This window comes from Bacillus sp. RB3 (genome assembly GCF_030164735.1).
Classification (GTDB): Bacteria; Bacillota; Bacilli; order Bacillales; family Bacillaceae_G; genus Bacillus_A; species Bacillus_A cereus.
Genome location: NZ_JASNGE010000008.1, coordinates 85725 through 103891, shown reverse-complemented (window position 1 = coordinate 103891; position 18167 = coordinate 85725). Strand labels below are relative to the sequence as shown.

The window sequence follows — 18167 nt, the reverse complement described above, 5'->3', positions numbered from 1 at the left end:
AGGATGAATATGAAAGAAATTAGTAAAGTAGTGGATTTGGTGAGAGAATCTAATCCGCTCGTTCATAATATTACAAATGTTGTTGTAACAAATTTTACTGCTAACGGTTTGTTGGCACTTGGGGCATCGCCTGTAATGGCGTATGCAAAAGAAGAAGTAGCAGAAATGGCTAGCATTGCTGGAGCGTTAGTATTAAATATGGGGACACTTCGTCCTGAAGAAGTAGAAGCGATGTTACTTGCGGGTAAATCAGCAAATGCGAACAATGTGCCAGTACTATTTGATCCAGTTGGTGCAGGAGCAACTTCGTATCGAACAGAAGTTGCGAGACATATTCCGGCTGAAATCGATTTAGCAATTATCCGCGGAAATGCAGCTGAAATAGCAAATGTTATTAATGAGAAATGGGAAATTAAAGGGGTAGACGCTGGTACTGGAAATGGCAATGTTGTAAGTATTGCAAGGCAGGCAGCAGATGAACTAAATACAGTTGCAGTCATTACTGGAAAAGAAGATGTTGTTACAGATGGAGAGAGAACTATTGTTATTCGAAATGGTCACCCTATTTTAACGAAAGTTACGGGAACAGGTTGTTTACTAACTTCTGTAATAGGAGCATTTGTAGCAGTGGAAAAAGATTATGTTAAAGCAGCAGTAGCAGCATTAACGTTTTATGGTGTAGCTTCGGAACTGGCAGCTGCTAAGACCGTGGAAAAGGGACCTGGTAGTTTCCAAATTGAATTTTTAAATCAATTAGCGAATACAACTTCAGGTGATATTGAGAAGTATGGGAAGATTGTGGAGTTAGAGTAAGAGGGAGTGAAAGAAATGGCACGCATTGAAATAGATAAAATGTCTAAGCTATTGCAAGTGTATTTTATTATGGGAAGTAATAACTGCACGAGGGATCCTTTAGCTGTATTGAAAGAAGCGTTAGATGGTGGAGTGACACTTTTTCAGTTTCGCGAGAAGGGGGAAGGTTCTTTAATCGGAGAAGATAGAGTGCGCTTTGCAAAAGAATTGCAGACGCTTTGTAAGGAATATAGTGTTCCTTTCATTGTAAATGATGATGTAGAATTAGCCATTGAATTAGATGCAGATGGTGTTCATGTTGGACAAGATGATGAAGGAATTACATCTGTTCGTGAAAAAATGGGAGATAAAATTATCGGCGTATCTGCTCATACAATTGAAGAAGCACGCTTTGCAATCGAAAATGGAGCGGATTATTTAGGTGTTGGTCCTATTTTCCCAACGAGTACGAAAAAAGATACGAAAGCGGTTCAAGGAACGAAAGGATTAGCTTATTTTAGAGAACAAGGAATTACAGTGCCAATCGTTGGTATTGGTGGGATTACAATTGAAAATACAGCGGCAGTTATAGAGGCGGGTGCGGACGGTGTTTCAGTTATTTCAGCAATTAGTTTAGCGGAATCTGCGTATGAAAGTACGAAAAAATTAGTTGAAGAAGTAAAGAGAAGTTTGTAGGGAAGGAAGTGTAGTATTTTAAGTGCTACATGAAGAAATAGACTGCCCAAAATTTAAACAAATATTTGATTAAAAAAGCACAAACCTTTTTAAATAAAGGTTTGTGCTTTTTCTTTAAAACATAATTGAAATTAAGAGCATTCCAATTCCGATAGAAGTAAATGTTGCAATTAGGCCCGGAATCATAAAACTATGATTTAATACGTATTTACCGATACCTGTTGTACCAGTACGGTCAAAGTTAATGGCAGCAACGATTGTTCCATAGTTTGGAATGAAGAAATATCCATTTACTGCAGGGAACATCGCAATCAGTAGCGCTGGTGGAATACCAAGAGATAGTCCAAGTGGCATTAAGGCACGAACTGTTGCTGCTTGGCTGTACAGTAAAATAGATAGAATGAATAGTGCGATAGCAAATAGCCAAGGTGCACTTGTTACTAAATGCTGAATCGATCCTTGAATCATATTTAAGTTTCCATTAAAGAAAGTATCTCCCATCCAAGCGATACCGAAAATAGCAACAACTGCTGTTGCTCCTGCTTTAAAGACGTTACCAGATACAATGCTTTCTACATTTGGTTTACAGAAAATAATAATAAGAGCCGCGATAGTTAACATAACCATCTCAATTGTGTTCGGCATGGAAAGACGGGCTAACTTCCCATCAACTATCCATCCTGGACGAAGTGCTTCAAATGAACCAAGAAGTACAACAAGGAAGGTTCCTACAAGGAAAAGGATAACTGATAATTTTGCGCCCTTTACACCTACAAATTCTTTTTTCTCTTCAAGCTTAGGAATTAATCCTTCTTTTAATCGTTTTAAGTATTCAGGGTCTTCATTTAATTCTTTTCCCATCTTACTAGCAACAAATGCAGCTATCATACAAGCGATGAAAGTAGAAGGGATACTTACTTTTAAAATATCTAATAAGGTGATTTTATAGTCAGCTAACATTGCTAAAAGTGCAACTGTTGCAGCTGATATAGGACTAGCTGTAATTGCTTGTTGGGAAGCAATTACGGCAATTGACATTGGTCGTTCTGGTCTAATTCCGGATTCGCGAGAGACTTCAGCGATAACAGGAAGTACAGAATAAGCAACGTGACCAGTTCCTGCACAAAGTGTAAATAAATAAGTAACAATTGGAGCAAAGAATGTAATGCGTTTTGGATTTTTTCGTAATGCCTTTTCAGCTAGATGAACAAGGTAGTCCATTCCTCCAGCGGCTTGCAAAGCACCAGCAGCTGTAATTACTGCCAAAATCATAAGCATTACATCGATAGGAGGCGCCGTTGGTTGTAAGTGGAAGACAAAAACGAGTATTGCCATACCAACTCCACCCATTACTCCTAAACCAACTCCGCCTAGGCGTGCACCAATAAAAATACAGAGTAACAAGGTAAGAAATTGTAGCCAAAACATGATAAACTACCTCCGAAATTCATTAGTTAAGATATATTCGAATAGTTTAATTTGATTGAAAATTAAATAAATACCCGAAGAAATCCTTGTTATTTATACATTTTTTATTATATAACACAAAAAAAGTAACATTCACGTACTTTTTGAAATTATTTTGAAAAAGCAATGCATTGAAAATTTGTATTTATATCTCTAAATAAGTAGACATTTTGATTTATATGTTGTAATCTTTGAAAGAGAATAAATTGATTCTCATAGAACTCCCATATCGTTCAACTCGTTCAGCGAGAAAGGCAAACTGATGGAAACATGAGGACGCAAAACTACAGGAGCTAAGGTCGAAAGGCTACGCTAGCCAGTTACCGGACGGATAGGGTTGGTCTTGGCCAATGCTTTTACATTGGCTTTTTTTTATTCTCGAACATATTGAGAAACATTTTCAAACAAAATATTCATATATTTTGTTTTTTTGTTTATGTTGATTAAGGAAGGTGGATATTAATGAAAAAATATTGGCATAAGTTATCGTTCCTTCAAAAGAACGTCTTATTAACCGTATTAGTTATTTTGACACTTGTTGGAAGTATGGGTGCATTAAGTTTCAACATGTTTCAAAATAGTATGATGTCTTTATTTGAAAGGCAGTCTATTGAAACAGGAGAAATAGTATTGAAAAAACTGGATGTAGAATTAGTTAGAGACATGGCGAAAGATCCTACAGCCGAAAAAGTGAAAAAAGAAAAGTTAACAGAGAAATTAGATGAAGTATCAAAAGAATTGAAAAGCGTTGGACAAACGTATGTTACAGGAGCAAAGCCGAATGAAAAGCGAGAATTACAACTCGTTGGTTTGACTACAGAGTTAACAAATGCGTTTCCTATAAAGCCGGGAGATTATTATGAACAACCCGCTCATTGGATGAAGGCATACGATAAAGTGATTGATACGAAAAAGGCTCAAATGACAGAAGTATATGAAGATGAAATAGGTTCGTGGGTGACAATATTAGAACCAATTACAGATGGAGAAAACAATATTGTTGCAATTATTGCGGCTGACTTAGATGCTTCCATTGTTCCTATTACAAAAGAGAAGTTTATGATACAGGGCTTACTCTTCATCATTATTTCATTAGCAATTGCGACTATTACTCAATTCTTTATCGTGCGTCACTCGCTAGCTCCATTAAAAGATTTACGAGAAGGGTTACGTAAAATTGGTGAAGGTGACTTAAGTATTAAATTAAAAGAAAGACCAGATGATATTGGAATTATTAATGTTTATTTCAATAACACGATTGAAAAATTTAAAGGGATTATAGATAAAGTAAGGCAAACTGCTGAGCAAGTTTCTTCTTCTTCACAAGAATTGTCGGCGAGTACAGAGGAAAACAGCATGGCAGTTCAAGAGATTGCAAGTTCTATTGAAGGTTTAAGAGTAGGGGCACAGTCTCAAAAAACTTCAGTACAACAATGTTTAGGAATTGTACATGGAATGGAAGATAAGGTAGAAGAAATAACTGGGGCTGCAAAACAAGTTGCGGTTGCTTCTGAAGGTATGGAACAACATTCAATTGAAGGTAATGAAGTGATTGGACAAATTATTAATCAAATGAGTTTAATCCAAAATGCAGTACAAGATTTATCTTCCATCATTTATTCGTTAGAAACAAGGTCAAAAGAAATTAGTGATATCGTAACTGTAATTACAGGTATTTCAAATCAAACAAATTTATTAGCTTTAAATGCTTCTATTGAGGCTTCACGTGCTGGAGCAGCTGGAAGAGGGTTTGCAGTTGTTGCTGATGAAGTACGAAAATTAGCAGAACAAACGGAAGCGTCTGCAAAAGATATAGCGAAATTGATTGGTGAAACACAAGCTGAGACAGAAGATGCTGTAGTTTCCATGCAAAAAGGTTCAAAAGAAGTAGAAACTGGAATTTCGCTTGTTCAAAGTAGTGGAGATTTCTTTGAAAAAATCTCAAAATCAGCGCAATCTGTTACAGATCAAGTAAAAGCTGTTTCCGGTAATTCGAGTGACATTTTACAAAATAGCCAGAATATTGTTCAAGTCGTAAATGAATTATCACATATTGCAAATACTTATGCCAACAGCAGTAGTAATGTTGAAGAAAGCATGAAAGAGCAAGAAATATCAGTACAAGATATTGCAGAATTAGCGACTTCTTTAAGTTGGCTTTCTCAGGAATTACAAGAGCTTATTGGTGAGTTTAAAAGCGAATAAGGAGAAAGTTCAATTCTAATCAAGGGGGTATCTCCGCTACTGATTATGAATTGAACGAATCTGCCCTTTAATAAGGGATGAAAAAGGTGTGAATTTTCACACCTTTATTATATTTAAGAGAGGAATTTACATAAATATGAAATTAGCAATTTCTTATAATGAGATGGTAAAAGAATTTTTAGGAAAAGTAGAAGGAAGTATTAAAATACCTAAAGATGTGCAAGGAACAGAACTTAGGATAAAAAGGAAAACGGAACTGTTTTCAAATTTGACTCACATTGTAGATTTAATAGGAGCGACTGCAACGTGGTTATATCATATTTCTAAAGAAAAACATATTGTCGTGCTTTATCATGTGAGAGGAAATTTATTTCCAATTACTATTGAAGTTTCTAATTTTCTCTCCTATGAAAGTTTAAATTTACAAATTGAAGAGCAACTGGAGCAAATTAAAGAAATGAATGAGGAAGAAATAGAAGAGTTTCAAAACGGTAATACATTATATGAAATGTCACCTATTATTATTGGGGAAACATATTATGAGCTAAAAGACACGAATACATTACAATTTGTATTTAGTAAAAATATGCAAAGTGTAGAAATAATATTTAATAGTGTTAATTGGAAAGAGACAACGATTACTCGTTATGCACAACAAATACAAGGTGTTTTAGTTGATATATCACAAAATACTAATAAGTATATAAAACATTTTAATATTATTACAGAGGCCGAGATGGCACTTTATAGTCAAGTGAATGATACGACAGCAGTATATCCTGAGAAAAGTATCGTCGATATGTTCTATAATACTGTTACTCAATTTCCAAATCGTATAGCTTTATCTTCAAGGGAAGGTACTTTAACTTATGAGGAGCTAAATAAAAAAAGTAATCAAATAGCTCATATGTTAATTAAAAACGGCGTCCAATTAGGAGACTATGTTGGAATATTTATGAAACGTAGCATAGACACAGTAGTAAGTATGGTAGCTATATTAAAAGCTGGTGCAGCGTATGTTCCGATTGATCCAGATTATCCGGAAAGTAGAATACAGTACATTATTCAAGATAGCCAAGCGAAAGTTATATTGATGAAAGAGACGCCTATAACATGTGATGGGGTTCAAACAGTTTCATTGTATGATAGTGAAACTTATGAAGATATAGATGTAAAGTTGTCTATTCATTGTGATGATGTAGCTTATATGATTTATACATCGGGTTCAACAGGGAATCCAAAGGGAACGATGTTAGCACATAGAGGCGTTGTTAATCTGTACACTTGGATGAAAAAGCAATATGAATTGACAGAAGAGGATGTATTTGCTCAATTTCCTTCCTTTAGTTTCGATGCTTCTGTATGGGAGTCATTTGCTTCTTTATTCTGCGGAGGAAACTTGTATGTACTATTAGAGGAAGAGCGATTGTCTGCAGAAGCATTTGCAAATGCAATCTATAAAGTGAAAGCAACTTCAATCTTGGCATTAGCAACAATTTTTGTTCGACAAGTAGCAACTTATTTAGCAGAAGAAGATATATATAAGCTAGCTTCCCTAAAAAGAATTGCGATTGGCGGTGAAATGTTGCCTGTAGAGGTTATTAAATTGTGGAGAGAAAGAATAGGTACAAATGTTGAAATTTATAATGTATACGGACCGACAGAATGTACTGTAGTGACGACAACCTATAAAATACCTAGTCAGTTAAATGAGGATGTTGCGAGTATTCCCATTGGTAAACCATGTGCTAATTATCAAGTTATGATTTTGGATGAGAATATGAATCTTTGTCCAATTGGTGTACCTGGTGAATTATATATAGATTCAGTGGGATTAGCAAAAGGGTATTTTAATAAGCCTAATAAAACAATTGAAGCTTTTATTCCGAACCCTTTTAATCCTATAGTTAATATATATAAAACAGGTGATATCGTTAAGTTGCTAGAGGATGGAAATATAGAGTTTTTACATCGGAAAGATGATCAAGTAAAAATTAGAGGACATCGTATTGAACTAGGAGAAATCCAAAGTAAAATTTCTCAAAATCATAATATAAAAGAAAATGCTGTTTTTGCTAAGAAGAGTAAGGAAGGTAGCCAATATTTAATCGCGTTCTATACAACTTTAAATAAAAAAGAAATACCAGAATTAGTTTATCAGTTACAAGAGCAATTACCAGATTATATGGTGCCATCTAAACTAATTTATATTAATGAATTACCACTTACACCTAATAAAAAGATTGATGTTAAGAAGTTAGCTCAGTTAGAAGAAAAGTATGAACCGGTTCGGCTACAAGAATATGTTGCACCTTCTAATAAAGCAGAAAAACAAATAGCGAACGCCTGGGCGGAAGTATTAGGAATTTCAAAAGTTGGAGTGCATGATGATTTCTTTACAATTGGTGGACATTCATTAAAAGTATTACGAGTCTTAACATTGTTAAAAGAAGATTTCTCACATTTAACAATTCAAGATTTCTTTAAAGAAAGAACGATATATGGATTAACTCGAATTGAGCGAGAAGTAAAAGTAGAGAAAGAAGAAGTATTTCGTGAATATAAAGTGATTCACGAGCCAGATACTATCACGTATGCAAACGTTTTGGAAGAAACCCAGATTTCAAATGTCTTTTTAACAGGAGCTACTGGTTATTTAGGATCACACATATTATATGAATTGTTGAGAGATACATCTGCTACTATTTATTGTTTAGTAAGACCAACCAAAGATGTGCAGCAAAGAATTATAGATACATTAACAGGCTACTTTAATGATATATGTGAAGAATGGTTACAGCGTATACAGGCCGTAGCTGGTGATCTGGGAGAAGAGTATCTTGGGATGAGCGAAGAAGAATTTATGTTCATCAGTTCTAAGATGGATACGATAATTCATTGCGGTGCAGATGTAAGACATTTTGGAGATGTAAAACAATTTGAAAATATAAATGTCCAAGGAACTAGCCGTATGCTAGCATTAGCGGAGAAAGGTGCTACATTCCATTTTATTTCTACAATTGGTATCCCGTTAGAATTAGCGGTAGATCAATGGGATACATACATGAAAACTGGTGATTTTAATTACAGTGTAGACTTAGAGAATGTATATTCAAATAGTAAACTACAAGCGGAAAACATTGTTCGTGAAGCAATGAAAAATGGTTTGCGCGGAAATATTTATCGTGCAGGTAATTTAGCATGTCATTCAGAAACAGGTTCGTTCCAACAAAATATTGAAGGAAACGCATTTTATCGTCTTATTAAAACAATGCTATTAATTGGGAAAGCACCAAATGTGAAGTGGAAAGTTGATTTCACACCAATTGATTTTGCTAGTAAATCAATTGTATCGTATTTACAAGATGCGCAAATTGTAGGAGAGACGTTACATATTTGTCATCCACATCAAATTGAGTTTGAACAATTTATACAGCTAATTGGAGAGTGTGGATACAATCTTGAAATGGTTCCACTTTCAGAATATGTAAATACCGGACTTGCATTAGCGAAGGGAAATGAAGTAATAGCAGAGTTAATTGCTTCTCAAGTTGCAGGAGATGGAGCGCAGCAATCTGAAATTGTAATGGGTACGCGTAGAACGAATGAATGGATTAAGAAAAAAGAATTGATAGTACCAGCAATCAATAAAGAATTTATACAGCAGTTATTAGCTCATGGTGAAAAAGTTGGTTATTTTCCAAAAATAATGAAATGATTATGCATGCTTTTGTTTGTTCAATAAAATAAATCATGCTACAATGAAAACGAATTAAGGACCGGGGAGCCAATTGGCTGAGAGGATGTAAGTAAACATCGACCCTCAACCTGATCTGGATAATGCCAGCGTAGGGAGTTACTTAAAGTGATGTAGCATATGTTATTCTGTAATAACTTGCATACAAGGCTTTCCTACGCAGTAGGAAAGCCTTTTCTTATTTTTGAAATTTAATTTTATAAGGGGGATTTTATTATGTCACAACAAGTTACAATGTCATTTTCAGTAGTACCACAAGCGAAAACGAAAGATGTATATTCTGTTGTCGATAAAGCAATTGAAGTTGTGCAACAATCGGGAGTTCGTTATGAAGTAGGGGCAATGGAAACAACTTTGGAAGGAGAATTAGATGTACTTCTTGATGTCGTTAAACGTGCGCAACAAGCTTGCGTCGATGCTGGAGCAGAAGAAGTGATTACTTCTATTAAAATCCATTATCGTCCAAGCACTGGTGTAACGATAGATGAAAAGGTTTGGAAGTACCGTGATGAATATGCAAAACCAGAAGCAATCTAAACTTATTACAACTATTTGGCTTATCCTTCTCATTGCGATATGGGAAGGATCTGTTTCATTATTTAAAATCGAACCGTGGATTTTACCAAAGCCTTCTGCCATTGTTCAAGAATTAATTGGGATGAAAGATTTACTATTACCAAATACGATGCAAACACTGCAGGAAGTTATAATTGGACTATTCTTTGCAATTTTATTGGGGACGAGCATCGCAATTATTATGGATGTTATACCGTTATTTCGTATTTTAATAAATCCATTGCTCGTTATTTCGCAAACAATTCCAATTGTTGTACTTGCACCGCTATTTATTATTTGGTTTGGATATGGGATGTTGCCGAAAGTAATGGTCGTAATACTCGTTTGTTTCTTCCCAATTGCGCTTAGTATTTTAGAAGGTTTTCAAACAGTAGATAAAAATATGCTGAAACTGTTACAAACAATGAAGGCGACGAAATGGCAAGTTTACCAGAAGGTAAAATTTCCAGCAGTGCTCCCATACTTTTTCTCAGGTTTAAAAATTGCAGTTACATATAGCGTAATGGGGGCAATTATCGGAGAATGGCTCGGTGCAAGTGAAGGATTAGGCGTTATGCTTACGAGGGCTACAAAATCCTTTTTGACTGCCCGAGTATTTGGTGTTGCAGCAATCATCGTTATGGTGACATTATGCCTGTATTTTATCGTAGAGTTTATGGCAAGAATAACAGCACCATGGATATATAGAAAGGACGGCAGAAAATGAAAAAAGGTTTGAAAGTTATGTTAGCTGCCTTAGTAGCGGTAGGTGTGGCTGGATGTAATCCGGCGAAGAAAGAAGAAAGTGCAAGTAAAGATCAAAAAGTAAAAGTAGTATTAGATTGGTTTCCAAATACGAATCATACTGGCTTGTATGTAGCGAAAACGAAAGATTATTACAAAAAGCAAGGATTAGATGTAGAAATTATTCAACCAGGTGACAATGTAACAGCAGAGCAAATGATAGCATCAGGAAAAGCAGACTTCGCAATAAGTGCACAAGAAAATGTAACGTTAGCTCGTGTAGAAGGAATTCCTGTTGTATCTGTAGGAGCGATTATTCAGCATAACACTTCAGCGTTTGCATCGCTTAAGAAAGACAATATGACGTCACCGAAAGATTTTGAAGGTAAACGTTACGGCGGCTGGGGAGGACCAGCAGAAGAAGCGACATTAAAGACGATTATGGATAAACATCAAGCTGATTTTAATAAAGTTGAAAAAATCATCTTAGGACAAACAGATTTCTTTAAATCAATTGGCCGTGATGCAGATTTTGAATGGATTTATTACGGTTGGGATGGTATTGAAGCGAAGCGTCAAGGAAAAGAGTTAAATACGATTATGGTGAAGGACTTAGATCCAGCGCTTGATTTCTATAGTCCTGTTATTATTACGAGTGAAAAACATACGAAGCAAGATAAAGACTTTGTGAAAAAGTTTATGAGTGCAACGACAGAAGGTTATAATTTTGCAATTAAGGAACCGAAAGAGGCTGCTGATATTTTAATTAAAGCTGTTCCAGATGTGAATAAAGATTTAGTTCAAGAAAGCCAAAAATGGTTAAGTACGAAGTATCAAGATGATGCTAAAGCATGGGGAGTACAGAAGGAAGAAATTTGGACGAATTACATGAATTTCTTATATGACAACAAAGTTATTAAAAAGAAAATCGATGTAAAAGATGCTTTTACAAATGAATTCCTTCCAAGTGAAAAATGAGCGGATTACAAATAAAAAATATAGTGAAATCTTTCGACGGAAAGAATGTATTAGAGAATATTAGTGCCTCTATACAAGAGGGAGAGTTTGTTTCCTTTGTAGGACCGAGTGGTTGCGGGAAAAGCACATTATTAAACATGATTGCAAATGTTGAAAAACCAACAAGCGGGAACGTAACGTATAACGATAAGCAAGTACAAGAGCAAGATGTTGTTAGTTATATGCCACAACAAGATTTATTACTACCGTGGCGATCAGCTTTGCAAAATATCGTTCTTCCGTTAGAAATTGAAGGAAAGCCGAAAAAACAAAGGCTGACAGAAGGAATGGAAGCATTAAAGCAGTTCGAACTAGATGAATATGCAAACCATTATCCAGATGAATTGTCTGGTGGTATGCGTCAAAGAATTAGTTTTCTGCGCACATATTTATGTGAAAAGCCAATTATGCTGCTTGATGAGCCTTTTGGTAAATTAGATGCATTTACAAAAATGGAAGTACATAGCTGGCTTTTAAACTCTTGGCATCAAGAGAAGCAAACAATCGTTATGGTTACACATGACTTAGATGAGGCAATCTTGCTTTCAGATCGCGTATTTATTTTATCTCAAAGACCAGCGTCAATAGTTGGCGAGGTACAAGTGAAATTACCTAGGCCGAGAACGATGGATATGTTAACATCACTCGAATTAAAAAAGGATAAAGAAGAGATTTTAAGTGTGTTAGCTCCTTATATGAAAAAATAGAAAAAGCTGATGTTTTAATTTTAGACGAACGGACTAATCATTTGGATGTAGAAACTAAGCTGGCTTTACAGGAAGCGTTACAACAATACAAAGGAACGGTTTTAATTGTCTCACATGAACCTTCTTTCTATGAATCGTAGATAACAAAATTATGAAATATAGAAGAATGGAATACTCAACAATATGAATAAAGAAAAGGCATTAGCTTTTATGAGCTAATGCCTTTTCTTTGTGATTAACATGATTTTCGAGAACTCTTACATGAGAATTGTATGAAGAAGCACTCTTATGGTGCGCTTATAAGCGTGCTTTTTCTTTTGTTATATTTATAATACGAAAGCCTTTCCCTAACAGGTGACTATCTTTCTTTATATATATAGATAGTTCAAAATGGAATAAAAATAATTCCTTTATGTAAAGGATAATATGGATATTATAGGAAGACAATAGAAATTAAAGGAAATTCATGTAAAATTCAAATGAACTTCATATAAACTTCATATTAAAAATTAAATATAATTATAATAGGTTATTGTGATATTTTTGATTTTTCATAAAATTAAAAGTTTGAATTTAGGAGGTATTGCTCAAACCTAAATTCAAACTTTATTGAAGTAATTAATGGATATTACGTCTAGTTTTCGCTAATGACGGCATTTAAAAGTTCGGCAGGATTACCTGTTCCTGCACCGCCAATTGTAATAGATCCACCAGGAGGAATTTCACCATTCCATCCTGCGTTCGTAATTACATAATGATTATTTGTTTTACTACTAATTTTAGAATCCCAAACTTGTGTTAAATTGCCGCTATAATCAAATTCTAATTTCCAATTTTTAATAGGAGTCGTTCCATTATTTTTGATTATAATCGAGAAGTTATAACCGCTGCCCCAATTCGAAGTGACTGAAAATGTAGCAGTACCATTTCCATCAGGAGGTGTCGTATTAGCTTCATCCGTTTTGACAGTAAGGGCGGTAGGTTGTGATTTATTTCCAGCAGCATCTTTGGCAATTACCGAAAATTTGTATTCCGTATTAGGTTTTAAGTTTTTAATTGTAATGCTATTTGTTGTTGTACTCCATTTCTCTTCTCCAGCAGTAATTTCATATTCCGTAACTCCTACGTTATCAGTAGATACAGTCCAGTTTAATTGAACTGAGTTTGAATTTTTATTCGTAACTACAATGTTTTTAACATTCGTTGGTGGCTCAGTATCTTTTTGACTAATAGGTCCACCAAGTAATTCTTTTACTAGCGTATCAAGTAATTTTGGACCACTGCAACTATATTTTGGACTTGTACGGCAATCTCCGCTTAGTTCCCAAAACATTGCTCCACTTAAACCTTTCGTCTTTATATAGTCTGTTTTGTATTTCATAGATTCATTGTCATCGTAGCTAATAAATGTGCCTGTAGTTGCATTATATAAGTAAGGTACTTTAGCTGTGTCATTCCAGTAGCGTACAAAACCATTTTTATTAACGTAATTGGCTGCTAAATCACCGTAATCATACACACCTGTGTCACCGGTAGAGTAATCATCCCAAGTACCTTTAGAAGCAAGTTTCCCATCACTACCTGGTTTGCAAGGTTGATATTGTCCGTTATTTTCTTTGCCACAATTTTTCCAGCCACGTCCGTAAAAGGGTACGCCTAATACTAGTTTATCGACTGGAACACCTTCATTTGTATAAACATTTATAGCACCATCTACGTAAAAATTCGTATTTGCTGCTGGGTCATTTGGATCCTTATATAGAGCTGCATTATGATTAGAAGTAGCTTCCCATCCGCCGTGGAAATCATATGTCATAATATTAATCCAATCGAGTATTTGAGAAATTTTCTTTAGTTCTGTATGATCAGCGTAGCGTTGACTTGCACCTGAAGCGATTGTTAGTAAATATTGTTTGCCATCTTCAGCACCTGCTTTATTCAAAGCATTTCGGACGTCTTGAAGAAGGAGAGTGAAATTTTGTTTATCTTCAGGACGATAACTACCACCAGGAATCGTTTCAACGCCCGGATATTCCCAGTCTAAATCTACGCCATCAAACCCATATGCGCGAAGAAAAGCTACTGTAGATTCAGCAAATACTTTTCTTGTTTTTTCATCAGCGGCCATATCAGAAAAGCGGTTAGACCAAGTCCAGCCACCAACGGAAATAATTGTTTTTAAGTGAGGATATTTAGCTTTTAATCGTTTTAGTTCCCCGAAATTTCCGCAACGGGCATATTTATCGCAATCTTCCCAAGTTGTCCCTGAGCCAGGATACGATTTGGTAACATCAGCCCATGGTTCACCGAGTACGAGAGTACCATTAGGAACCTCTTTATTTTGCAATGGTACACCAGATTCTTTACAGTTCCACGTTTGTTTATTTGGATTATCAGGATGAGTAGAAGGGTTTCCATGTTTTCCGTTCCAACAAATATCCGCGAAAGCATAGTTAAGGTGAGTAAGTTTTGATGCATCAATGTCAGCAACTTGATAATTACGTCCGTAAACGCCCCACGAAGGAAAGTACCCAACAATTTTTTGACTTTGCTTTGGTGAATCTGCTAATGCGAGATTTGGATTAATAAAATTTGTGAGAAAAAGAGGTAAGAAAAGTAGTAGAGATAGTAATAACAGTGTGAATTTTTGAGACCTCATAGCCATTTCTCCTTTCAAAATAAAAGATATATTTAAAGGCATACGCCAATAAATCAAAATGAATCTAGACGTGTGAAACGTCTAGATAAAATGATCAGACATCACGAAGTCTATACAAGGGAGCTGGGGGTGATTAAATCGTAACAAATGTAAGATTTAGTGTAAACGCTTTATTAAATTGAAAAAGACTTTCTCAATACAAAAAGGCTTGAATACAAACTGTATATGAAAACGAAAGATCGGTATGGGAGGAAAAAGCTCATTATAAATAAATTTGAGAAAAAATTGTATGGAGCCAATTATTAAAGGCATAGAAAGATAAGGAAATATCATGTAAAATAATAGTAAAAATATGTAAAGGAGGGAATGGTGTGGATGTGTTTTTGAACATTGCTGAAGAAAAAATTCGACAAGCAATACGGAATGGTGATCTTGATTATCTTCCGGGAAAAGGAAAACCACTACAATTAGAAGATCTTTCAATGGTACCTCCAGAACTTAGAATGAGTTATAAAATTTTAAAAAATGCGGGAATGATTCCACCAGAAATGGAACTACAAAAAGATATATTAAAAATAGAGGATCTAATTGCTTGCTGTTATGATGAAGAAGAGAGAAAGAGATTACGAGAAGAGTTAACAGCAAAAACGCTTCGTTTTCAGCAGGTAATGGAAAAGAGAAAGATTAAAGATAGTTCAGCTTTTCGTATGTATCAAGACAAAGTATTTCGTAAATTACGCTAAGAGGGATAAGATGACTACATTTAAAACGATAGAAGAATTAGCGACCTATATCGAAGAACAACAATTGGTACTTCTGTTTATTAAAACGGAAAATTGTGGTGTTTGTGATGTTATGCTAAGAAAAGTAAATTGCGTATTAGAGAATTATGATTACGTAGAGAAAATAGAGATATTACTACAAGACATGCAGGAGATTGCGGGGCGATATGGAGTATTTACAGGGCCAACAATTTTATTATTTCATAATGGAAAAGAAATTCTTCGTGAATCACGCTTCATTTCACTTGAAAATCTAGAGAGAACCATTCAATTATTCGAGGAATAAGGGAGGCTTTTAAATGGAATTTATTATTGTCATACTATTATTTGTTGTAGTTGGAACAATCGTAACAGCAGTTCGATCGAACAAAAAGAAGGTAAATCTTACAAAACAAAATAACATTCATAATTCATCTAACAGCTCATCACCATTATTTTTCTTTGCTGGATCTGATAATGATAGCTCGCATGATGGCGGCTCACATGATTGTGGAGGATCTTTTGGGGGAGATAGCGGAGGAAGCTGTGGTGGCGGTGGTGATTGATAAAAATGCGCCTTATATAGGCGTATTTCTTTTTAAACAAACTATGCATAAACACAGTTAAACAAACGTTTGTTTAATATTTTTAACATACTAAGGGGAATGGAAATGAAAAGGGAACCGAAAGTGAAAAATAAGGGGAAAGTAGTGTTATTTTTATTAGCTGCGGGAGGCGTATTTCTTGTTAAATTAGCATTTAAATTTGGAACCATACATATGATTCGAACTTGGTTTGAAAGTACGTTTTCTTAAATAAGGAATATAGCCTCTTGCGATAGAGGTTTTTGATTTGTTATTATTAGACTGAACGGTCGGTTTAAAGAGGTGTGAATATGAGAAGAAGCGCAGAAGAGATAAAGAAAGAAATTGCATATAAAGCAGAAAGTCTATTTTCACAGAAGGGCTACGCAGCTACATCTATGGAAGAGATTTGTGAAATTACAGAGCGAAGTAAAGGAAGTATTTATTATCACTTTAAAAGTAAAGAAGAATTATTTTTATTTGTAGTGAAACAGCATACGTATGATTGGATTGAAAAATGGAATGAAAAAGAGAAGTTGTATAGCACTAGTACTGAAAAACTATATGGTCTCGCGGAATATCATGTAGAGGACATACAGCAACCAATTTCAAATGCAATAGAGGAATTCTCTATGAGCCAAGTTGTAAGTAAAGAGGTTCTGGATGAACTGTTAGCTTTAACTAGAGAATCATATGTTATGTTTGAGAAATTAATTGAAGTAGGTATACAGTCTGGAGAGTTCCGTGAAGATAATACTCGTGATCTTATGTATATTGTAAACGGATTATTATCAGGACTTGGAGTGCTTTACTACGAATTAGATTATAAAGAGCTGAAACGTATTTATAAAAAGGCAATAGATGTATTGTTAAAAGGAATGGCAGCTGAATAATAGGTCAGTTGCTTTTCTTACAAAATAAATTAGACCGAACGGTCGGTTTATGAAAGGGGAATGAAAATGAACGCTTTATTTAAAAACCGAGCATTTATGCTCGTTATGGCGTCTGATATTTTACAACAATTTGCAATTTGGATCAGAAATATGGCTCTTTTGTATTTTATAATGGAGCGAACGAATAATGATCCAGTTTCTGTTTCGTTGTTATCAGTTATGGAATATGCACCTATTTTTATTTTCTCGTTTATCGGTGGTGCGCTAGCTGATCGCTGGAATCCGAAAAGAACAATGGTCGCTGGAGATGTATTAAGTGTACTGTCTATTATAGGAATTGTCTTGTTGTTAAAGCTGGATTATTGGCAGGCTATATTTTTTGCAACACTCATTTCCGCGATTGTAGGTCAGTTTTCTCAGCCCTCATCTTCGCGTATATTTAAGCGCTATGTAAAAGAAGGAGAGATAGCAAATGCGATTGCATTTAACCAAACATTACAGTCATTATTTCTGATTTTTGGACCAGTGGTGGGATCGCTTGTGTATACACAACTTGGTTTATTTACATCACTATATAGCTTAATCATTTTATTTTTGTTATCTGCTATTGCCCTTTCATTCTTACCAAAATGGGTTGAAAAAGAGCAGGTGGCGAGAGACTCATTAAAAAATGATATAAAAGAAGGTTGGAAGTATGTTCTTCATACGAAAAATTTACGTATGATTACGATCACTTTTACAATTATGGGTTTAGCTGTTGGATTAACGAATCCATTAGAAGTATTCCTTGTAATTGAACGTTTAGGTATGGAAAAAGAAGCTGTTCAATATTTAGCGGCAGCTGACGGAATAGGTATGTTACTCGGTGGTATTGTTGCTGCAGTTTTCGCTTCAAAAGTGAATCCGAAAAAGATGTTTGTATTCGGTATGGGTATATTAGCCATTTCATTTTTAGTAGAAGGGCTATCTACATCATTTTGGATTACTAGTTTCATGAGATTTGGAACAGGTATTTGTTTAGCATGTGTTAATATTGTTGTCGGTACGCTTATGATTCAACTTGTACCAGAAAATATGGTTGGAAGAGTAAATGGAACGATTTTACCACTGTTTATGGGGGCAATGCTAATTGGAACTTCATTAGCTGGAGGATTAAAGGAACTAACTTCACTAGTTACTGTGTTTTGTATAGCGATGGCACTTATTTTATTAGCGATAGGGCCAGTTGTACGTATGCAAATAAAGAAAGAAGATATCGCTAACAAAGAGGCACTAACAAATTCATTAGCTTCAAAATAACTATTGTAAGGGAGCAATATTGCTCCTTTTT

16 protein-coding genes and 2 riboswitches are annotated in these 18167 nt (G+C 35.0%); of the genes, 14 read left to right on the top strand and 2 right to left on the bottom strand.

Features of this window, described 5'->3' with window-relative positions; genetic code table 11:
- Positions 1-3 precede the first annotated feature (3 nt).
- On the top strand, positions 4-813 hold the full coding sequence (thiM, locus tag QO049_RS13100) for a hydroxyethylthiazole kinase (RefSeq protein ID WP_246961810.1): 810 nt from the start codon (positions 4-6) through the stop codon (positions 811-813).
- A 15-nt stretch (positions 814-828) separates the two neighbouring features.
- Entirely contained in the window at positions 829-1488 is a 660-nt protein-coding gene (thiE, locus tag QO049_RS13095; RefSeq protein WP_000090965.1) for a thiamine phosphate synthase, read from the top strand.
- A gap of 114 nt (positions 1489-1602) precedes the next feature.
- On the opposite strand, the gene QO049_RS13090 is transcribed toward thiE, so the two are convergent.
- The gene (locus QO049_RS13090; protein ID WP_000498691.1) at positions 1603-2916 is read right to left on the bottom strand and encodes an anaerobic C4-dicarboxylate transporter family protein; all 1314 of its coding nucleotides are present in this window, start codon (positions 2914-2916) and stop codon (positions 1603-1605) included.
- Positions 2917-3198: 282 nt separating this feature from the next.
- Positions 3199-3283: riboswitch (cyclic di-GMP riboswitch) on the top strand.
- A gap of 134 nt (positions 3284-3417) precedes the next feature.
- Between QO049_RS13090 and QO049_RS13085 the strand changes: the two genes are divergently transcribed.
- The 6 genes from QO049_RS13085 (at position 3418) to QO049_RS13060 (ending at position 11940) form a co-directional block, all read left to right on the top strand.
- Positions 3418-5160, top strand: a complete 1743-nt coding sequence (locus QO049_RS13085; RefSeq protein WP_000761081.1) for a methyl-accepting chemotaxis protein — start codon at positions 3418-3420, stop codon at positions 5158-5160.
- A 136-nt stretch (positions 5161-5296) separates the two neighbouring features.
- Entirely contained in the window at positions 5297-8878 is a 3582-nt protein-coding gene (locus QO049_RS13080; RefSeq protein ID WP_246961813.1) for a non-ribosomal peptide synthetase family protein, read from the top strand.
- 52 nt (positions 8879-8930) lie between these two features.
- A riboswitch (TPP riboswitch) is annotated at positions 8931-9032 on the top strand.
- Between the two features lie 101 nt (positions 9033-9133).
- On the top strand, positions 9134-9454 hold the full coding sequence (locus QO049_RS13075; protein WP_000082906.1) for an MTH1187 family thiamine-binding protein: 321 nt from the start codon (positions 9134-9136) through the stop codon (positions 9452-9454).
- On the top strand, positions 9426-10199 hold the full coding sequence (locus tag QO049_RS13070; RefSeq protein ID WP_001057166.1) for an ABC transporter permease: 774 nt from the start codon (positions 9426-9428) through the stop codon (positions 10197-10199). Before QO049_RS13075 ends, QO049_RS13070 begins: the two co-directional genes overlap by 29 nt.
- Positions 10196-11194 (top strand): ABC transporter substrate-binding protein, encoded by a 999-nt coding sequence (locus tag QO049_RS13065; protein WP_000715568.1) that lies wholly within the window; start codon positions 10196-10198, stop codon positions 11192-11194. Before QO049_RS13070 ends, QO049_RS13065 begins: the two co-directional genes overlap by 4 nt.
- A complete protein-coding gene (locus QO049_RS13060; RefSeq protein ID WP_000016085.1) occupies positions 11191-11940 on the top strand; it encodes an ABC transporter ATP-binding protein in 750 nt (249 codons plus the stop codon). Before QO049_RS13065 ends, QO049_RS13060 begins: the two co-directional genes overlap by 4 nt.
- A gap of 634 nt (positions 11941-12574) precedes the next feature.
- Here QO049_RS13060 and QO049_RS13055 read toward each other — a convergent pair.
- Positions 12575-14599 (bottom strand): glycosyl hydrolase family 18 protein, encoded by a 2025-nt coding sequence (locus tag QO049_RS13055; RefSeq protein ID WP_246961815.1) that lies wholly within the window; start codon positions 14597-14599, stop codon positions 12575-12577.
- 371 nt (positions 14600-14970) lie between these two features.
- Between QO049_RS13055 and QO049_RS13050 the strand changes: the two genes are divergently transcribed.
- The 6 genes from QO049_RS13050 to QO049_RS13025 all read left to right on the top strand — a co-directional run bounded on the left by QO049_RS13050 (position 14971) and on the right by QO049_RS13025 (position 18136).
- On the top strand, positions 14971-15342 hold the full coding sequence (locus tag QO049_RS13050; protein WP_000382380.1) for a DnaJ family domain-containing protein: 372 nt from the start codon (positions 14971-14973) through the stop codon (positions 15340-15342).
- A 10-nt stretch (positions 15343-15352) separates the two neighbouring features.
- Positions 15353-15667 (top strand): thioredoxin family protein, encoded by a 315-nt coding sequence (locus QO049_RS13045; protein ID WP_000206517.1) that lies wholly within the window; start codon positions 15353-15355, stop codon positions 15665-15667.
- A gap of 13 nt (positions 15668-15680) precedes the next feature.
- Entirely contained in the window at positions 15681-15926 is a 246-nt protein-coding gene (locus QO049_RS13040; RefSeq protein ID WP_000394369.1) for a hypothetical protein, read from the top strand.
- Positions 15927-16031: 105 nt separating this feature from the next.
- Positions 16032-16175 carry a hypothetical protein gene (locus QO049_RS13035; RefSeq protein ID WP_000817981.1) on the top strand — a complete coding sequence of 48 codons (144 nt, stop codon included), beginning with the start codon at positions 16032-16034 and terminating at the stop codon, positions 16173-16175.
- An 80-nt stretch (positions 16176-16255) separates the two neighbouring features.
- On the top strand, positions 16256-16837 hold the full coding sequence (locus QO049_RS13030; protein ID WP_246961817.1) for a TetR/AcrR family transcriptional regulator: 582 nt from the start codon (positions 16256-16258) through the stop codon (positions 16835-16837).
- A gap of 66 nt (positions 16838-16903) precedes the next feature.
- A complete protein-coding gene (locus tag QO049_RS13025) occupies positions 16904-18136 on the top strand; it encodes an MFS transporter (RefSeq protein ID WP_246961819.1) in 1233 nt (410 codons plus the stop codon).
- Positions 18137-18167: the final 31 nt, after the last annotated feature.